Here is a 17,056-nt window from a genome sequence, read left to right as displayed (position 1 = left end):
CGTTTTGAGCACATTAGTGCTCAAGATTTAACGACGACGTTACTTCAAATTAACCAGCGACCGCTTAAAATACTCGATTGGCAAACACCGTATCAGGTTATGCTGACAAATTTGTCCAAAAATTCGGATTAAATTTGCAATCTACCGAATAGCTATGTTATACTACTTTTAATTAAAGAAATCGTTTGAGTATCGAGAGTTCGGTTAGTGGCTACACACAATGACCCGACAGCAACGTACAAGGGAAGCCTTGCAACGTGCTTCAATGTAGATTGATATTCTCCTAAGTAAGGAACCGCTTAGTGTGAATATTAAGCGGTTTTTTTAGTGAAAAAATATTTAGGAGAATTACTATGGAATTAGACAATTCAATACAGCAAATGATAACAAAAGATTTAGTACAAAAAATGATTACTTCTATGGGTGGACAACCGAAAAGTAGTATTTCAAACATTGATTCAAAAATATTAACTGTTTTAGAACAACTTTATCGTGAGTTAAATTTTAGACCGTGCTCTTTGGCTACTTCTTTAGCCCATGGATATAGGAAAAATGATTTAATTGATGAATTAATAAGGTTGTTAGGTTATCAATCAGTGATGAGCCTTTGTAATTAAATAAAAAATAGGCCAGCAGATTACACTAAGTAGCTTGCTGGTTTTTATTACGTTAAAATCGGTTTTAAGACGTTTTATTATGCTTGGGTATATATTATAATAAGCAATGCACCTTGAAATCGCTTAGAAGACGTTTTAAAGGGTCTATACGGTGTGCTGTGTTGTGGTGTGTGATTGCTTGGTGTTGAACGTATAGATTAGATACTATTTGGTCGTGAAATATTTATCCCGCTACTTTTATTCTAATAATGTTGATACAATCTACCAAATATTACAATTCATTACAAAAACGGCCTTATATTACAAGCACCCCCTAAAAACGTAATGTTCTGATTATTGCACTGCAAACACTCACTAGTTATACTAGTCACTGTTGATTGGTTGAGACATCAACTGCTCGACCAATAGAAAATATATGTAAATAATCGAACACACGCAAATTATAGGAGGGTGTATTAATTATTATGAAAATCAAAAACCTTGTATTATCATCAACTGCTGCATTAGCTTTATTCGCTATCTCAACAACGGTTGCCAACGCTGATACTTATACTGTTAAGGCCGGCGATACTGTTTCAGCAATTGCCCAAGCTCACAACACTTCAGTTTCAGCCATTGAAAAGGCAAACAAGTTAGCTAATGTTAACTTAATCTTCATTGGTGATAAGCTTGAAGTCAATGGTACTACTACAATAACCACGACTTCTGCTGCTACAAGTGCTGCACCACAATCGGCAACTAGCCAAGCTACTTCTTCAGCTGCTTCAACTGCAACGAGTGCCAGTGCAACTAGTGTTTCTTCACAATCAGTTGCTAGCCAAGCTACTAGTTCTGCTGCTACTTCTTCAGCTGCTAGCCAAGCTACTTCAAGTGTTGCAACGAGTGCTGCTTCTTCAGCAAGCTCAACGCAATCAGCTGCTAGCCAAGCTTCAAGTTCTGCTGCAACCACTAGTCAAGCTTCATCAAGTGCTACTAGCTCAGCTGCATCATCAACAGCTTCAACAACCTCAACGACTTCAACACAGACGACTCAACAAACGACCACGACACAATCATCAGCTCAGACTAGTCAAACTCAAACTCAACCGAGCCAAGCTAGCCAGACCCAATCAAGTCAAACACAAACTAGCAAACCTGCTGCTCAGACGACGACTCAACGTCTAGTTTCAACATCAAACTATAGCAACAATGGTTCTGATAGTGCTGCTAAGGCTTGGATTGCTGGTAAAGAATCTGGTGGTTCATATTCTGCTCGTAACGGTCAATACTTCGGTAAGTACCAATTAAGTGCTTCATACTTAAACGGTGACTACTCCGCTGCCAACCAAGAACGTGTTGCTAACAGATATGTTGCTTCACGTTATGGTTCATGGAGCAACGCCAAGAGTTACTGGCTTGCTAATGGCTGGTACTAAAAAGCCACTTTAAATTAATAAATAAATGCAAAGATTGCGGATCATTTCTGATTCGCAATCTTTTTTTCTACTATTAAGTCCGTGCTGAAGCACGTGTGTCCCCCCACCAATACCCATTAAAAAGTTACTCAGTTGCTAAGTGACTTTATAATGGGCCTTAGAGCATGCTGACAACCCGTTATTTAGATATGCGATATGCTTATTCTAGCAACCGCTTTAAGACGGACACGATCCAGACCTGCTAGTTGTCTCCCCCAATCGACGACCCACTCTCCCAACCAAAATACCACATGTTTTTATTTAACAATTCACCAACCTTAACGGAGAAAATCCAACTAATTTCCTGACTAAGTACAGTCCCGAACCCCCGACAGTTTGACGACTAGTCCACAACGACAACCACATACCATTCAGCTATGGCGTAATACTAACCCAGTAACGTTTTAGTAGCGATCGTCATGGGCTACTTTTGGCATAAACCTACTATAAGTAATACTTAATTAATCGACGCCTTCGTTAACCGACCACAATTGACTACACGATGCGCAACTTCTATCAATTATCTGCTTTACCGAAAAATAATTAGTCAGTGCCACGTCTCCAAGCAATAAAATGACTAGTTAAGTGTCACTGTAATCAGACTTCCCGACAAATTAACCCGTCAAAATTCACTAGTTAAGTACTTAAAATTATCGATAATCCTCGTTGACTTTTCATAAATCGACCAAAAGTGATCACTTTTATCGGATAAAGCGGCTAATTTTCATCATTAGTTTCCCCGCTTAATCATTGTCGTTATTGATTTTATAGCTAGTTAATCGGTATTGGCAGCGCTATTTTACAATCTACCATTTACACAAGATATTTTACGCTCTCCAAGATTCTTGACGCTACCACATATTGGAGTCGGTTATCAGATGGTTCAACTAGATAGTTAAGAATAGAATGCCCATAATTTATGGTTTCAATCAGTATATCGTAAATTATGAGCTTCTTTAAAGTGATTTCATTATGATGTATATGGCATAGTTGCTTTTCTTCGTGTTTAGGCTTACTATTTTGCAGTGCTATATTTCAATAATTAGCGTTGGGGGCAAGCAAATATGAATAAGCAACTAGAACGTGTTTCTTTTGCGGGGGCACTTGTTACTTTAGGAATTGTGTACGGTGATATTGGCACTTCACCATTGTATGTTATGAATGCATTGATTGGTGACGCCGGTAAAATGGGAAATATTTCTCCCAATTACGTGATTGGATCGATCTCGTTGATTTTTTGGACATTAATGATCATTACAACGTTGAAGTATGTTGTCATTGCAATGCAAGCCGATAATAAGCGTGAGGGTGGAATTTTTGCTTTATATGCATTGGTTCGAAAAAATTCAAAATGGTTAATTTGGCCAGCCTTGATTGGTGGGGCGGCCATTTTGGCCGATGGAACATTAACTCCTGCAGTAACTGTGACTTCAGCCATTGAGGGATTAAAAAAACAACACCTTGGCCCTGTGGTGTTTAGTAATTCTCAACATAACGTCTTGATTATCACAACAGTTGTTCTACTCGTATTATTTATGATTCAACGTTTTGGAACAGGTGTGATTGGGAAATCCTTTGGACCAGTGATGATTTTATGGTTTGGCTTTTTGGCTGTCTTTGGAATCGTTAATCTAATCAATTATCCAATGATATTGAAGGCTATTTCTCCTTATTATGCAATTAGGATACTATTCAGTCCAGTTAACAAAGTGGGAATCTTTATACTTGGAAGTATCTTTTTGGCAACCACAGGAGCAGAGGCTTTATATTCCGATATGGGTCACGTTGGCAAGCAGAATATTTATGTAACATGGCCACTAGTATATAGTACCCTATTTTTAAATTACTTAGGTCAGGGTGCTTGGATAATTAGACATGCAGGTGATACTGCTTACAGGAACTTATCGAACTTAAATCCCTTTTATGAAATGCTCCCCGGAACTTGGCGCCTAGTTGGCATTGTGCTAGCCACACTCGCTGCAATTATTGCCTCTCAAGCGTTGATTACGGGTTCTTACACTTTAGCCGATGAAGCAATTGGCTTAAAATTTTTACCTAGAATGGTTATTAGACATCCAAGTAATATAAAAAATCAAATTTATATTGCAACTGTTAACTGGATACTATGTATAATAACAATTAGTGTAGTCTGGTTCTTTGGTAGTTCACAAAAAATGGAGGCCGCGTATGGTTTAGCGATCACTATTACCATGCTTATGACTACTGTGCTTTTGCATGAATTCTTAAAGAAACACCTGGCTAAGGGAACAGCACTTATAATTGCCTTGTTTTTTGGTTTTATTGAGTTAATCTTTCTAATTTCAAGTTTGGTTAAGTTTATTCATGGCGGTTATGTTACGTTAACAATCATGTTGGGCATTCTTTATATTATGTGGCTTTGGTACTTTGGAAATAAACGAAGAGAACATTATGAGAAAGAAAGCGAGTATGTTTCACTTCTTGACTATCGTGATCAACTCTCTAAATTAAGCGCAGACAATACAGTACCTTTGTTCACGACTAACTTAGTGTATATGACTAAAATTAAGGGTGATTACCAAATTAAGCGTAGTACCATGTATTCTATTCTCGACAGACAACCTAAAAGAGCTAAAGTTTATTGGTTTGTTACAGTCAATGAAACCAATGCACCTTATGAAAGTAATTATACAGTTGATTTACTTGAGACGCATAATGTTGTTAACGTTCAATTTTACTTAGGGTTTAAGAAATCTCAATCCGTTAGTGTCTATTTACATCAAATTGTAAATCATCTAGTGGAACAAGGTATTTTAGAACCACAAATACCCACGTATTCAACAGAGCGACAACGGAAAGTCGGCGACTTTAAGTTTGTTATTATAAAGGAACAACCAGCAGATTTAATTGCCAATGATAAGTTAAGCTCGTTAGATAGAAGATTGATTGGCGGGCGCATCTACTTGCAGAAAATTACGGCCTCACCTATTTCATGGTATGGTTTGGAGTTTAGCAATGTCATAGAAGAAAGTTCTCCGTTATTTATTACTCAAGATCAGGATCAATACTTAATCCAAAAGAAAATTTATCATCGAGGCAGATTAAGTAAGACTGAAAAATGAGTATGCAGTAGTTTAAGTGCAACAACTAAGTTAGAAAAATTATATTTAGTTTTAGGTAGATTGTAAAATTAACCTTCAATGCATATTAATAATATTTCTAACGTTCATAATGAGTTTGAATCAATTTATTATAATAAGAATTATAAATAGTTTATCGACAGATTTTAGAGTTTCTATTAACCCGAGCCAATCAACGATGCTGCTAAGCCGGTTCAGGCTGGTCAAACAGAGGCTACTAATTTTGTAGATCAATGGTTGCCTCAAACTGATGAAACTGATCAACGACACATGACACTGAGTGGTTTATTACTATTAGCCATGAGTAGTTTGTTAGGACTCTTCGGAATGGCTAAGCGGCAGCGCAAAGAATAGGATGATATTATATGCTAAATCAGCAGCAAATTAAGAACCAGTTTGAGAGCTTAGCAACCCTGCAAGCTATTCAGAAACAGGCATACCAGATGTTAGTGCAAGGGCTGGCCACAACTGGGTTCTCAATGCGTGAGTGGGAAATATTAGTCTATCTTGAACAACACGGACAAGCTACTGCTAGTGAATTAGCTGATGCGTTCATGGTTACGCGCACACTAATTTCCAGGAATACTTGGCGATTGATTCAAGATAATTTAATTCAATCACAAGTGAATCCAAATGATCGACGAATTGTTTGGCTATCTTTGACTGTTAATGGCCAAGAAAGGGTCCAGGAAGGTGTTCGGCAAGTGCAAGCGAACTTAAAAACTTTCGACCAGAGTCACAATCTGGAGAAGTTGACTAAACAAGTGGAAGCTTTGTCACAACAACTGGCTAAGATAAATTAAAAGTTTTTCAAAGTAAGTAAAGATGCCTTAATGTAAATAAAGATCGGTCTGTTAAAACCCTTGGGCTTGAGCAGGCCGGTCTTTTATTGAATTGAAGCAAATTTAAACATTAAGATTATTTTTGGCTCGTGACAATAATTATTTTGTATACCCAAGTAATTAATCGAGCGCTGCAAGTATCAAAGTGTCTCCCCGTTAAAGGGCTTAGATATATTAGATGCAATTTTTTGGACGTCTTGAATATATAATGAGTAAAGTGTTTAGATAGAACAAGTCAGGTCACAACTTAACAGTTGTGGCCTCTTTTTTGATACTGTATAATTAAAGGGTTAGAACCGTGCCATTACTTAATGACATAAGTAAGGAGATAAAAAGATGAAATATGGCTATGCGCGGGTCAGTACCACTGATCAAAAATTAGCAAATCAAATTGAGTTACTAAAATTGGCAGGAGCAGAAAAAATCTTTCAGGAAAAGTTTACCGGCACAACTACTGAACGACCGGAGTTTCGAAAACTGTTGCGCGCTCTAAAAACAGGTGATACTTTGATTGTCACTAAGCTGGATCGGTTTGCGCGGAACACGCGCGAGGCCTTAGCCATTATCCAAGAGTTGTTTAAAGAAAATGTCAAAGTCAACATTTTGAATATGGGCTTAATTGACAATACGCCGACTGGCCAATTAGTCTTTACAATATTTAGCGCCTTTGCGCAGTTTGAACGCGATATGATTGTCACGCGCACACAAGAAGGTAAATTGTATGCCAAGCAACATGATCCGTTGTTTCGGGAAGGGCGACCGAAAACGTATTCTGATGAACAGATCAGATTTGCTTATGAGTTGCGAAAACAAGGTATGACTTATAAGATGATTGAACGAAAGACGGGGATTAGTAAACGCACGCAACAGCGAAGGTTTAAGTCGATTTAAAAATAGGTGTTTTAAGAATTGAATGTTTAATTAATCACGTACGACGGGGATTGCCGCTTTATTAAACAGTTGTGAGAGAAATTTATTTAGGGATTTTAAGCACTATTTATACCTGTTGTGCTATTGAGGTTAGTTGTGATAAGGATTAATTTGTACTACAAAAGGCCTACTCAATTGTTAGTTGAGCAGGCCTTTTGCGGGTATTTTGATTAGAGCTATTAACCCTATGCTAATTATAAGGCTTAGCTTTCAAATGGAACATACTATTATCCAAATTATGATTTGTTAAGGTGGTGTTGTCATAGTTACTGAATTGAATCAATTGGGCAGAAACAAGAAAAATTTAACTAAGACCATGGACACCATTCAAAATTAAGGGAACGTCATCCTAAATCTATTGCCAATGGCGGGAATTGTTGATTTTTATTTATGCCAACTCGTGACCACATCTTATCATTGGATGGTATGAATGATGTTGACAGAAAAACTAGCATTAGAGGCCTCCTTATTATATATAGTAAAGGATACTAAACGAAATAGATTAAATATAGTATATAAAATCATTTTCTAAAGAAAATATGGCCTTTGATCCAACTGGGCATGATTTTCTTCATGCCCAAAGAGTGGCTAAGCTAGCTCAAAAAAAATATATAGAAGATTTTAAAAAAATGAAACTGATATTGGTCTGTATGTTGTGAAAGCAGCTAGCTATTTGCATGACACCATAGACTAAAAAGTCACTGCAGATAGAATAGACTGAGAGGAGTACGAATTATACTTAGCCATGAGAATATTACAACTCCGGCTAGAGAAGACATTTTAGATATTATCCAACATATGTCATATGCTGACAACATTGAACACCATTATCAGCTTTCTAACGAAGGTAAATGCGTTCAGGACGCTGATAGACTTGATGCACTAGGTGCAATCGGCATAGCACGTGCATTTGCTTACGGCGGGCACGCTGGACAGGAAATATATGATTCCAAAATATCAGTGAAGAAAATCAAAACACACGATGATTATCGCCATCACAAAAGTACAACCATCAATCACTTTTATGAAAAGCTGCTGAAATTAGCAAGTTCAATGAATACCAGAACGGGAAAGCAAGAAGCCAGTCGTCGAACAAAGTATATGCGTGATTTCTTATCTGAATTCCAAATGGAAACAGGTGTAAAAGATGAAACATAATGAGCATCTATTAGATAAATCGTATTTCGAAAAAGTCGCTGCACTTTTTAATAAAGGACAGTCTGATCCCCTGCTAGGTGAGGCCATGTGAACATATAATAATCTTCAGGAAGGTTTCACAGCCAATGAGCGCCTTCCAGACACGCTCGTTGATATTGCTGTTTGGCCCGTTTTTAATCGTGCTCCTCAGCTATATCGACAAGCACCCCAAATAAAAACCCGCCCTGCGTAACTTTGGTCGGTTACAAGGCGACAATGTATTTTGTAATCTAGACCACCGCCTTTAAAGCGGCTTGTCTGAGAAGCTCCGTTCACGCAGGGCTTCTTTTTCTTCCCCGCATTATAGCATGCCTTTAATTATCCTTCGACTATTTTAAATTAACTTTCTAATAGTTCTAGGGGACGCACGTTTTTTTGTACTAAAACAAAGGTAAAAACTAGTAGACATAATCAAAATATTTTTTGATCATGAACCGTACAGTGTGCTCTTCTCAATTGATAACAAGGCCTTTGGTGCAAACTGTGAGCTGGGTCCTGGGAGCTTGCTTCCACTCATTAAAAGTCCCGTTTATCGTCTCTTAGTGCAGCTTAAAATACCAACGGTGGGCCCATTTTAGCCACCTCGCATGAATCTTTATATTCAACACAATTTGTAGATCAATCAGATCGTCCACCAATTTGCATAGACACCACATATAGTGCTATTATAATTGCCTAACCACTATATATAGAAAAAGGACGATGATTAGTTACGGAAACCATAAATATTCTCTACATCAGTTTGAGTGGCAACACGAAATATTTTATTAGCAGACTGACAACATACTTTGAGAAAGAACGTCATGTTCGGGTTAGTTCAATTAATGTTAAAGAACACCCTGAATTCACCACTCTTGACCAGCCGTTTGTTACCTTCCTACCAGCCTTTCTTAAAGGTGGTAATGGGGTTAATAACGGTTATACTGAAATATTAACCACTATTTTGGGAGATTACCTCGCGTACGAAGGCAATTACCAGCATTGCTACGGTATTATCGGTAGCGGTAATCGTAATTTTAATAAGCAGTTTGCACTCACGGCTAAACAATATGCTAAACGCTTCGATTTTCCTTACATTACCGATTTTGAGCTACGTGGCACCGCACACGACATTCCTCGCATTGCCGATGCCATCTTAACCTATCGCAATCAATTTTGTTTTCAAACAACGAAGGAGTAATCCCTAATGGTAACTAGCACCCCAGAAATGGAAAATACCTATTTTTACTTAAATAACCTCGTAAATATCCCAAGCAACGGAGAAATTCCGCTACATTATGATCAAGAAGCCCTAAAGGCTTATTTCGAAGAGACAGTTAAACCGAAGACCAAGCAATTTGATTCGTTAAATGCCAAGTTAAATTACTTGGTTGACGAAGATTATATCGATCCAAGTATCCTGGAACAATACTCTCACAAGTTTGTGCAGTCCTTGTTCGACCAAATGAGAGACCATCACTTTCGTTTTCGCAGCTTTCTCGGTGCCTACAAGTTCTACACACAATATGCCATGAAAACTAATGATGGCCAGCAATTTTTGGAAGACTTTGTCGATCGCGTCGTCTTCAATGCCCTCTATCTCGCTAATGGTGATGAACAACTTGCCAATGACGTTGCCGATGAATTGATTTCACAACGTTATCAGCCTGCCACCCCCACGTTTCTCAACGCGGGTAAAAAACGGCGCGGTGAAATGGTATCATGTTTTTTAATCGATGTGGCCGACTCCATGCTCTCAATTGGACGCGGCGTTAATTCTGCCCTTCAACTATCTCGAATCGGTGGGGGCGTCGGCGTTAACCTGTCAAACTTGCGCGCCTCAGGTGATCCTATTAAGCAGATTTCCAACGCCTCGTCTGGCGTTGTACCAGTGATGAAGTTACTTGAAGACTCATTTAGCTACAGTAACCAACTTGGGCAACGGAACGGCGCCGGAGTGGTTTATCTCAACGTCTTCCATCCTGATATCTTACATTTTCTGGATACCAAAAAGGAAAATGCGGACGAAAAAATTCGGGTGAAGACCTTGTCCCTCGGTTTGATTGTTCCTGATAAATATTATGAATTACTCAAGACTAACGAACCAATGTATCTTTTTAGCCCCTATGATGTCGAACGTGAATATCGTACGCCATTTGCTTACATCGATATCACCAAAGAATATAACAACATGGTCGCTAACCCCAATATTAAGAAGTCAGTTTTTAACGCGCGGAAACTAGAACAAAAGATTTCTCAACTCCAACAAGAATCTGGTTATCCTTACATCTTGAACATTGATACGGCCAACCAAACTAACCCTGTCGATGGCAAAATTATTATGAGTAACCTTTGTAGTGAGATCTTACAGCCTCAAGAACCGTCAAAACTTGATGATGACCTATCGTACAAGACAATTGGCACCGATATTTCATGTAATCTCGGATCAACTAATATCATGAATATGATTGACTCGCCGGACTTCGGTCACTCAGTTGAGGTTGCTGTTCGTGCGCTCACCCTCGTAACTGACACAACCGACGTTAAGGAAGTACCGACTGTTAAACATGGTAACGAACTTTACCACACGATTGGATTAGGGGCTATGGGTCTGCATACTGCCCTTGCACGCCACCAAATTGAGTATGGCTCACCAGAGGCCCTTGAATTTACTGATGCCTACTTCCTAGCTTTAAACTACTATTCACTCGTTACGAGCAATCGAATTGCCCGTGAACGCCACGAAACCTTCGCTAAATTTGACCAATCAAAGTACGCTGATGGCAGTTACTTCGATCAATACTTGAACGCAGACTTTAAATTTAAGAGTACCAAAGTTGCAAAAATCTTCAAAAATATTAAATTACCATCTGTTACAGATTGGAAGGCACTCAAGCAAGCTGTGATTACTGGCGGCCTTTATCATCGTAATAGACTCGCTGTGGCACCGAACGGGTCAATTTCGTACGTCAATGAAACAAGTGCATCACTTCATCCAATCACACAATTAGTAGAACAACGTCAGGAAAATAAGGTAGGCTCAATCTTCTATCCAGCACCTTACCTGTCTAACGAAACTTTGCCTTACTACACACCCGCATATGATATTGATCAACGAAAAATTATTGACACCTATGCCGTAGCTCAAAAGCACATTGATCAAGGCATGAGTCTGACACTATTTATGCGTTCAGTTTTGAAACCTGACCTTTACGAGTGGAAGGACAATAACAATTTAAAGATGACAACCCGAGACCTTAACCGGTTACGGAATTACGCCTGGACAAAAGGCATTAAGTCACTTTATTACATTCGAACGTTTACAGAAGACGATGAAATTAAAACGGCAAATGAATGTGAATCATGCATGATCTAGGAAATTCACTTGGGGTCTTATTGTCCGTTTAACACACCGGCATACGTTATTGGGTCACAAGACCCATATACCCATGAATCCTAATTAAGGAGACGAACAAATAACGATGGACTACTTATACTACAAAGCAATTAACTGGGATGATATTAAAGATAATTTCGATAAATACATGTGGGAACGACTCACCACTAACTTTTGGTTGGACATTCGGATTCCCATCACGAATGATCAAACGGCTTGGCAACAGCTATCAGATACTCAACAACAGGCCATTACTCGTATGTTGGCAGGTACATCAATGTTAGCCGTCTACCAATCAGAAGTTGGCACCCCTGCTATTCGCCACGATCGGCGAACTCAACAAGAAGAATCCGTATTAAACACCATTACCTTTATGAAATCAGTCCATGCCAAAAGCTGTACGACCATTTTCCGGGCTCTGATTCCGGGTAACGGCGGTGAAAGTTTTACTTGGGCAGATGATAATGCCAATCTGCAAGCTGAAATTGACCAACTAGCCCAAATGAGCACTAGCGATATGGCCTTACAGAAAAAAGCCCTTTTTATTCTGACTGAAACTGGGCTCTCGTTTGGTAAATACTGGACAATACTTCAAACACAGGCTCTCGTCAATACTTACCAAATGTTGGCTAATATTCTCCGCGGTAGCGCTCTTTTTAGTGCTTATATTGGTTACAAATTTCGCCTCAGATTTGAAGAACTCACTGTAAGTGATCAAACCGAACTGCAGTATTGGATTAATACACAGTTTGATCAACTCATGCAAACTGAAAAAGACTTCTTAGAAGCTAACCTTGACGATGCCACCGAAGCCATCAATCTGGCCTCCTATGGTGCCAATCATGCATTAATGTCACTTGGCTTTAACGCTGTCTACGAAGTTCAACCGTCTTCACTAGTGGCGCAACTCAAAGAACTGATGATTGATCAAAATCAATTTTTGCAACAGGTAACGGCTGCAAACAATGAATCGGACACTGAAAAAATGACCGATGACGACTACGACTTTTAAGGAGTATTCAACTAATGAGCTATAAAACAATTAATTGGGACATCATCGAAGACGAACTTGACGAATATGTATGGGATAAAGCAACGGCACAATACTGGCTGGATACGCGAGTACCTGTTTCTAATGATTTACGGGACTGGCGGACACTCTCTGGCACCGAAAAATCGGTTATCAATCGGGTTGTGGGTGGATTAGCCTTGCTGGACACACTCCAATCTGAAGAAGGAGTCGACGTGATGCGGCCCGACGTTCGGACACGAAAAGAAGCAGCAGTCCTCAATGACTTTTTGATGATGGAGTCAATTCATGCCAAAAGCTACGGCACTATTTTGACATCTTTGAACGATCAAGCCACTGTTGACGAAGTATTCAAATGGATGAACAATAATCCCAGAATGCAATACAAAGCCAAACGGATCAATGATATTTATCAAACGGGAAACAACCTTGAAAAGAAAGTTGCAAGCGTCTTTCTTGAAGGAATTTTGTACTACACCAACTTTTTTACCCCACTTTGGTACCGTGGTAACAATAAGCTGGCAAATCTTTCTGAAGTTATCAAACTGGTGATCCGCGATGAATCTGTTCATGGTACCTACCTCGGCTACAAATTTCAATTGGGATATAACGAGCTATCGGCGACTGAACAAAAAACATTCAAAAAGTGGATGGATGAGTTGCTCGACGATCTCCTTGAGAACGAGTTTGCGTTCACCGAAGAAGTTTACGCGCCGATTGGGTTAGCGGAAGACGTTAAACAATTCGTTCACTACAACGCCAACAAGGCGCTCCAAAATATGGGCTTTGAATCCCGCTTCCCCAATGCTGAGATTAAAGATATCAACCCAATCGTAATGAACGGAATTTCAACCGAAACGGCTAATCATGATTTCTTCTCACAAGTTGGTGCTGGCTATCTAATGGGTAATGCTGAAGCTATGAGTAGCGGCGACTATGACTTCTAACATAGGCTTCTAGGCATAATTAAAATTAAAAAAAGGCTAATATCTACAGGAAATATTAAAGTAAAGCCCCTGAGTTGTACTAGTCCCTGTCAAGTTGTCATTTGAAATAATATAAGTTTTGCTTTGCTTAAACGGCCTCATTCCAGTATTCCGCTGGGGTGAGGTCGTTTCTTGCTGGTGAACGATCTAGTTGATTAAAATAGTTGATGCCTTCTTCGACCAAGGCCACTAATTTAATTAGACTTATTAAGTAAAGAAAATAGGGGCCCTTTCAGTTAACATGTGCTAACCAAAAGGGGGGCCTATTTTCTTTTAATCCCGTATTTCACACGGTATCGAATAAAGGTCGTCCGTTTAATACCTGTATTTCGGGACACATCAATGTCACTCATGCCAGCTCGATAAAGCTTAAAAGCATGTTGCAAGCGGGGATCGTCTTGGGTGTATTGGGGTTTGCGCCCATGATATTTACCCTGCTGCTTAGCTAAGGCAATCCCTTGTTGCTGGCGCTCAATGATTCGCTTACGTTCACTTTCGGCCTGATACTTATAGAGTTCAATAATCAAGTTGGTCATCAGTTGACGTAAATTTGGGTCAGCAATCCCTGTCATGGACGGCAAATTTAACACATCTAGGGTGGCACCCTTATTTTGAATGGTGTTCATGATCTTAGTTAAATCCTGGTTGTTTCGGCCTAAACGATCTAATTCAGTGACTAGGACAATATCACCCTCACGAATATAGGCGAGCATCTTTTGCAGTTCTGGCCGATTAGTGTTAGCCCCACTTAATTTATCCGTAAATAATTTATCAACGCCTTTTAAAGCCGCTAACTGTCGATCTAAATGTTGCTCCTTGGAACTCACACGCGCATAACCGATTTTAGCCATTTCCAATTCTCCTTTTGGACAGTTCTAATGAACACTTGTAATTCCTAGTATAGCACAGAAATAAAAAAGGCCAATAGGGTATACCCTATTGGCCGTTTAGTAGGAGGACTATCATTTCATTTGTTCATCTATGTTCAATTGAATTTCATGCTTAAGTTTATCTACGTAGCTGCCCAAACCTTTATCAAATAACGATTTTATATTGCAAAAGTCAGTTATAGATTTGAGAGCATTTCCAACAAAGAGTGCACTAATAAATATTGGTATATTGTCGTCTAGATTGCTTATAGGAGCCATACTGGATACATCATATTCTTGGTAAACATTAGTTGCATGTACTCTTTTAGAAGACTGATGCATAAGGAGATTGTAACGTTCCCCTTTATTAACATATATAGCTAAGCTTTGTAAACCATGCAAGTAGTTTCCGTTCGTATCTTTGCTAACATTATAAAAATCTTTAAAGTCCTTAGGGCTAATACTGATAGAATGGTCATCAAAGAATTCTTTAATCGTATCGTTGATGTTGTCTTTTCTTTCTTCTAAATCTGATTGGTAGATTGCAAATTTAATCCGAATTTTTGGACAAATTTGTCAGCATAACCTGATACGGTGTTTGCCAGTCGAGTATTTTAAGCGGTCGCTGGTTAATTTGGAGTAACGTCGTCGTTAAATCTTGAGCACTAATGTGCTCAAAACGAGTCCCCTTAGGATAAAAATAACGTAAATTCCGATTAAAGCGTTCATTACTACCACGTTCAGCTGGCGTATAAGCATGGCAGTAATAGGTCTTAATACCATATTGTGATTCAAGTGATACTAGCCCACTAAACTCAGTGCCACGGTCCACAGTAAAGCTGTGCACCGGACCATTAAAAGGGCGCTACGATATTTGGAGTTGATAGGCAGCTTGCCTACCAGCTCCTTTTTCTATACCATTTCTATATTTGAACGCGCAAAAAGGACATTACACTTTCTGCTCATTCACTGTCCCGACCAAAGAATAGAGAATAGGAGTTTGTGTAATGTCCCTTACAAGTAAGTCTATAAATCTGGTCGCCAAGAGCTTAGACCTGAGCCCGGAGTTCCGGGCAGCATATGAAGTCTACCAGGAGATTATAGGAGCGGTTAGAAAGCGTGATGCGTCAGCACTCGCAGCCGCACTAGAGAGCTATCGATCATTAGGAAACCGAATGGATCAGTCTATCAAAACGTTAAAGAAGTACAAGAGACAAGTCATCAATGCATTACGCTATGAGTACTCAAATGGCTTCCTTGAGGGTATTAACGGCATCATCAAGAAGATTAAGAACACTGCGTACGGCTATACGAATTGGAACAATTTCATCAATCGTATATTCCTGGAACGGGTTAGGTTCAGAGCTAAGAGCAGCAAGGCAGCAGCATAATAAAAGCACCTAGACCAATTAAGGCCTAGATGCTTCACAAAAGATCTATCAACTCTACTTGACGAAGAGCCTAAACAACTAGCTTTCCCCTAACCCGCCCGGTAAAATGGATTGTTAGGAGGGTGACACCTAGAATCGTAACTTCCAGGTGCTGATCCCCGTTAGCAACTTCACTGTTTACGAGGACGCCCTCTTTTTTTATGTGGTTTTTAATCCATTCAATGCCATCTTCAGATATTAATTTAACTTTGCCCGTTTCCATGAGCATTTCACTTGGCAACTCGTTAGGGTGCCGTCTTAACCAAACACTCACGTACGTACTACCTCGTTCAAGCTTGAGACTAGCTTGAGCTAAGCTAAACCATTCCTGTTTCTTTGTCACATGTGAATACTCCTTTCCCTATATTATGGGTTCATTGTGCCATTAAATGAGCACGTTGGTGCACTTTTAATTTTACATTTAGATTACAAGTGCATGCCCCCATCTTCATGCCGGTTTCGAGTTTGGTGTTGCCGTTGCTTTTTCGTCATTTCCCACTCGGTCTCCTTTAGCCCACGTAGTTGCTGCTTTCTTAGATAGTCCGTATTTTTCGCATATAAAATGGTCATTAAGGCTTCGTCCAAAATATTCATCAGATAATTTTTCGGGCTAGTTGGGTGGTAACTAATGGCCTGATAGTCCTTAACTTGAGCTTGCTTATATTGATCAAACCGCATTGCCTGTTGTTTCAAACGGGTTTGTACCATTTCAATTTGTTTGTGATCCAACTTAGGATCTTGGCCACATTCGCCGATAAACAGTTGCCGAGTGCCATCATGTTTTAAGACCCGTTGTAATCGGTGGTTCTGAATATCTTTTAATTCAATTTTACCTAACAGGTAATTCAAACCAGCTTGGTGTTGCTGACTAGTAAAGACTACCGGTGGCTGCTGTTGTAATTGACTAAGATCATTGGCGCTTAATGGCTTTAATTCTGGGTCATAGTAAACCACAGCGGTATAGATTTGCTCCTTGTCAATCGTCTCTAGCTTATCGAGGTCACTGTCCGGAAAAGCAGTCGTTAGAATGCTGTTGTATTGAGTTTGCACTACGGCTTTAACTTCCCGCATGACCCGTAAATTTTTCACCGCTTTAGAAATGAATTCGAGTTCGTTAGGTTGATAAGCGGCTAGCATGCCCCGATCAGTATGCTTCAAATCGTCTAACTGGTGACCATGTTTGGCTAGTACCGTGGTTAATTGCTT

13 protein-coding genes and 5 pseudogenes are annotated in these 17,056 nt (G+C 39.4%); 14 read left to right on the top strand and 4 right to left on the bottom strand.

What is annotated here, in order from left to right; genetic code table 11:
• The 13 genes and pseudogenes from FFM64_RS12115 to nrdF form a co-directional block, all read left to right on the top strand.
• Window positions 1–132: pseudogene (locus FFM64_RS12115) on the top strand (IS30 family transposase); the annotation flags it as partial.
• Window positions 133–353: 221 nt separating this feature from the next.
• On the top strand, window positions 354–617 hold the full coding sequence (locus FFM64_RS12110) for a hypothetical protein (protein ID WP_027821216.1): 264 nt from the start codon (window positions 354–356) through the stop codon (window positions 615–617).
• A gap of 464 nt (window positions 618–1,081) precedes the next feature.
• Window positions 1,082–2,032 (top strand): aggregation-promoting factor, encoded by a 951-nt coding sequence (gene apf / locus FFM64_RS12105; RefSeq protein WP_041153583.1) that lies wholly within the window; start codon window positions 1,082–1,084, stop codon window positions 2,030–2,032.
• Window positions 2,033–3,135: 1,103 nt separating this feature from the next.
• The gene (locus FFM64_RS12100; protein WP_027821214.1) at window positions 3,136–5,172 is read left to right on the top strand and encodes a KUP/HAK/KT family potassium transporter; all 2,037 of its coding nucleotides are present in this window, start codon (window positions 3,136–3,138) and stop codon (window positions 5,170–5,172) included.
• 255 nt (window positions 5,173–5,427) lie between these two features.
• On the top strand, window positions 5,428–5,544 hold the full coding sequence (locus FFM64_RS12090) for an LPXTG cell wall anchor domain-containing protein (protein ID WP_223876966.1): 117 nt from the start codon (window positions 5,428–5,430) through the stop codon (window positions 5,542–5,544).
• 11 nt (window positions 5,545–5,555) lie between these two features.
• Entirely contained in the window at window positions 5,556–5,993 is a 438-nt protein-coding gene (locus tag FFM64_RS12085; RefSeq protein ID WP_024305872.1) for a MarR family winged helix-turn-helix transcriptional regulator, read from the top strand.
• A gap of 375 nt (window positions 5,994–6,368) precedes the next feature.
• Window positions 6,369–6,923, top strand: a complete 555-nt coding sequence (locus tag FFM64_RS12080) for a recombinase family protein (RefSeq protein WP_137608282.1) — start codon at window positions 6,369–6,371, stop codon at window positions 6,921–6,923.
• A gap of 578 nt (window positions 6,924–7,501) precedes the next feature.
• Window positions 7,502–8,120: pseudogene (locus FFM64_RS12075) on the top strand (HD domain-containing protein).
• Window positions 8,121–8,245: 125 nt separating this feature from the next.
• Window positions 8,246–8,335 carry a putative holin-like toxin gene (locus tag FFM64_RS12530; RefSeq protein ID WP_473808269.1) on the top strand — a complete coding sequence of 30 codons (90 nt, stop codon included), beginning with the start codon at window positions 8,246–8,248 and terminating at the stop codon, window positions 8,333–8,335.
• A 545-nt stretch (window positions 8,336–8,880) separates the two neighbouring features.
• Window positions 8,881–9,339, top strand: coding sequence for a class Ib ribonucleoside-diphosphate reductase assembly flavoprotein NrdI (gene nrdI, locus FFM64_RS12065; RefSeq protein ID WP_071665479.1), 459 nt, complete (start codon window positions 8,881–8,883; stop codon window positions 9,337–9,339).
• Between the two features lie 27 nt (window positions 9,340–9,366).
• A complete protein-coding gene (nrdE, locus tag FFM64_RS12060) occupies window positions 9,367–11,514 on the top strand; it encodes a class 1b ribonucleoside-diphosphate reductase subunit alpha (protein WP_029508458.1) in 2,148 nt (715 codons plus the stop codon).
• 106 nt (window positions 11,515–11,620) lie between these two features.
• Window positions 11,621–12,547, top strand: a complete 927-nt coding sequence (locus FFM64_RS12055; protein WP_010623241.1) for a ribonucleotide-diphosphate reductase subunit beta — start codon at window positions 11,621–11,623, stop codon at window positions 12,545–12,547.
• Window positions 12,548–12,561: 14 nt separating this feature from the next.
• Entirely contained in the window at window positions 12,562–13,512 is a 951-nt protein-coding gene (nrdF, locus tag FFM64_RS12050; RefSeq protein WP_020923860.1) for a class 1b ribonucleoside-diphosphate reductase subunit beta, read from the top strand.
• 302 nt (window positions 13,513–13,814) lie between these two features.
• Here nrdF and FFM64_RS12045 read toward each other — a convergent pair whose 3' ends face one another.
• Window positions 13,815–14,402, bottom strand: coding sequence for a recombinase family protein (locus FFM64_RS12045; RefSeq protein WP_137608281.1), 588 nt, complete (start codon window positions 14,400–14,402; stop codon window positions 13,815–13,817).
• 568 nt (window positions 14,403–14,970) lie between these two features.
• Window positions 14,971–15,279, bottom strand: a pseudogene (locus tag FFM64_RS12035) (IS30 family transposase); the annotation flags it as partial.
• 166 nt (window positions 15,280–15,445) lie between these two features.
• Between FFM64_RS12035 and FFM64_RS12030 the strand changes: the two are divergent.
• A pseudogene (locus FFM64_RS12030) lies at window positions 15,446–15,811 on the top strand (transposase); the annotation flags it as partial.
• Between the two features lie 70 nt (window positions 15,812–15,881).
• On the opposite strand, the gene FFM64_RS12025 reads toward FFM64_RS12030, so the two are convergent.
• Both FFM64_RS12025 and FFM64_RS12020 read right to left on the bottom strand, forming a co-directional pair.
• Window positions 15,882–16,193 (bottom strand): hypothetical protein, encoded by a 312-nt coding sequence (locus FFM64_RS12025; protein WP_016527421.1) that lies wholly within the window; start codon window positions 16,191–16,193, stop codon window positions 15,882–15,884.
• 83 nt (window positions 16,194–16,276) lie between these two features.
• Window positions 16,277–17,056: pseudogene (locus FFM64_RS12020) on the bottom strand (MobQ family relaxase); the annotation flags it as partial.

Source organism: Lactiplantibacillus daoliensis, from assembly GCF_005405005.1.
Lineage (GTDB): Bacteria > Bacillota > Bacilli > Lactobacillales > Lactobacillaceae > Lactiplantibacillus > Lactiplantibacillus daoliensis.
The sequence above is the reverse complement of the archived record's forward strand: the minus strand, read 5'-3'. Positions and strand labels throughout refer to the sequence as shown.

Bases quoted from the DNA above. Each gene is read 5' to 3' on its own strand.
- FFM64_RS12530 (WP_473808269.1), top strand. From the start codon at position 8,246: ATGAGCGCCTTCCAGACACGCTCGTTGATATTGCTGTTTGGCCCGTTT.
- FFM64_RS12085 (WP_024305872.1), top strand. From the start codon at position 5,556: ATGCTAAATCAGCAGCAAATTAAGAACCAGTTTGAGAGCTTAGCAACC.
- FFM64_RS12045 (WP_137608281.1), bottom strand. From the start codon at position 14,402: ATGGCTAAAATCGGTTATGCGCGTGTGAGTTCCAAGGAGCAACATTTA.
- nrdF (WP_020923860.1), top strand. From the start codon at position 12,562: ATGAGCTATAAAACAATTAATTGGGACATCATCGAAGACGAACTTGAC.
- FFM64_RS12100 (WP_027821214.1), top strand. From the start codon at position 3,136: ATGAATAAGCAACTAGAACGTGTTTCTTTTGCGGGGGCACTTGTTACT.
- apf (WP_041153583.1), top strand. From the start codon at position 1,082: ATGAAAATCAAAAACCTTGTATTATCATCAACTGCTGCATTAGCTTTA.
- FFM64_RS12055 (WP_010623241.1), top strand. From the start codon at position 11,621: ATGGACTACTTATACTACAAAGCAATTAACTGGGATGATATTAAAGAT.
- FFM64_RS12110 (WP_027821216.1), top strand. From the start codon at position 354: ATGGAATTAGACAATTCAATACAGCAAATGATAACAAAAGATTTAGTA.
- nrdE (WP_029508458.1), top strand. From the start codon at position 9,367: ATGGAAAATACCTATTTTTACTTAAATAACCTCGTAAATATCCCAAGC.
- FFM64_RS12080 (WP_137608282.1), top strand. From the start codon at position 6,369: ATGAAATATGGCTATGCGCGGGTCAGTACCACTGATCAAAAATTAGCA.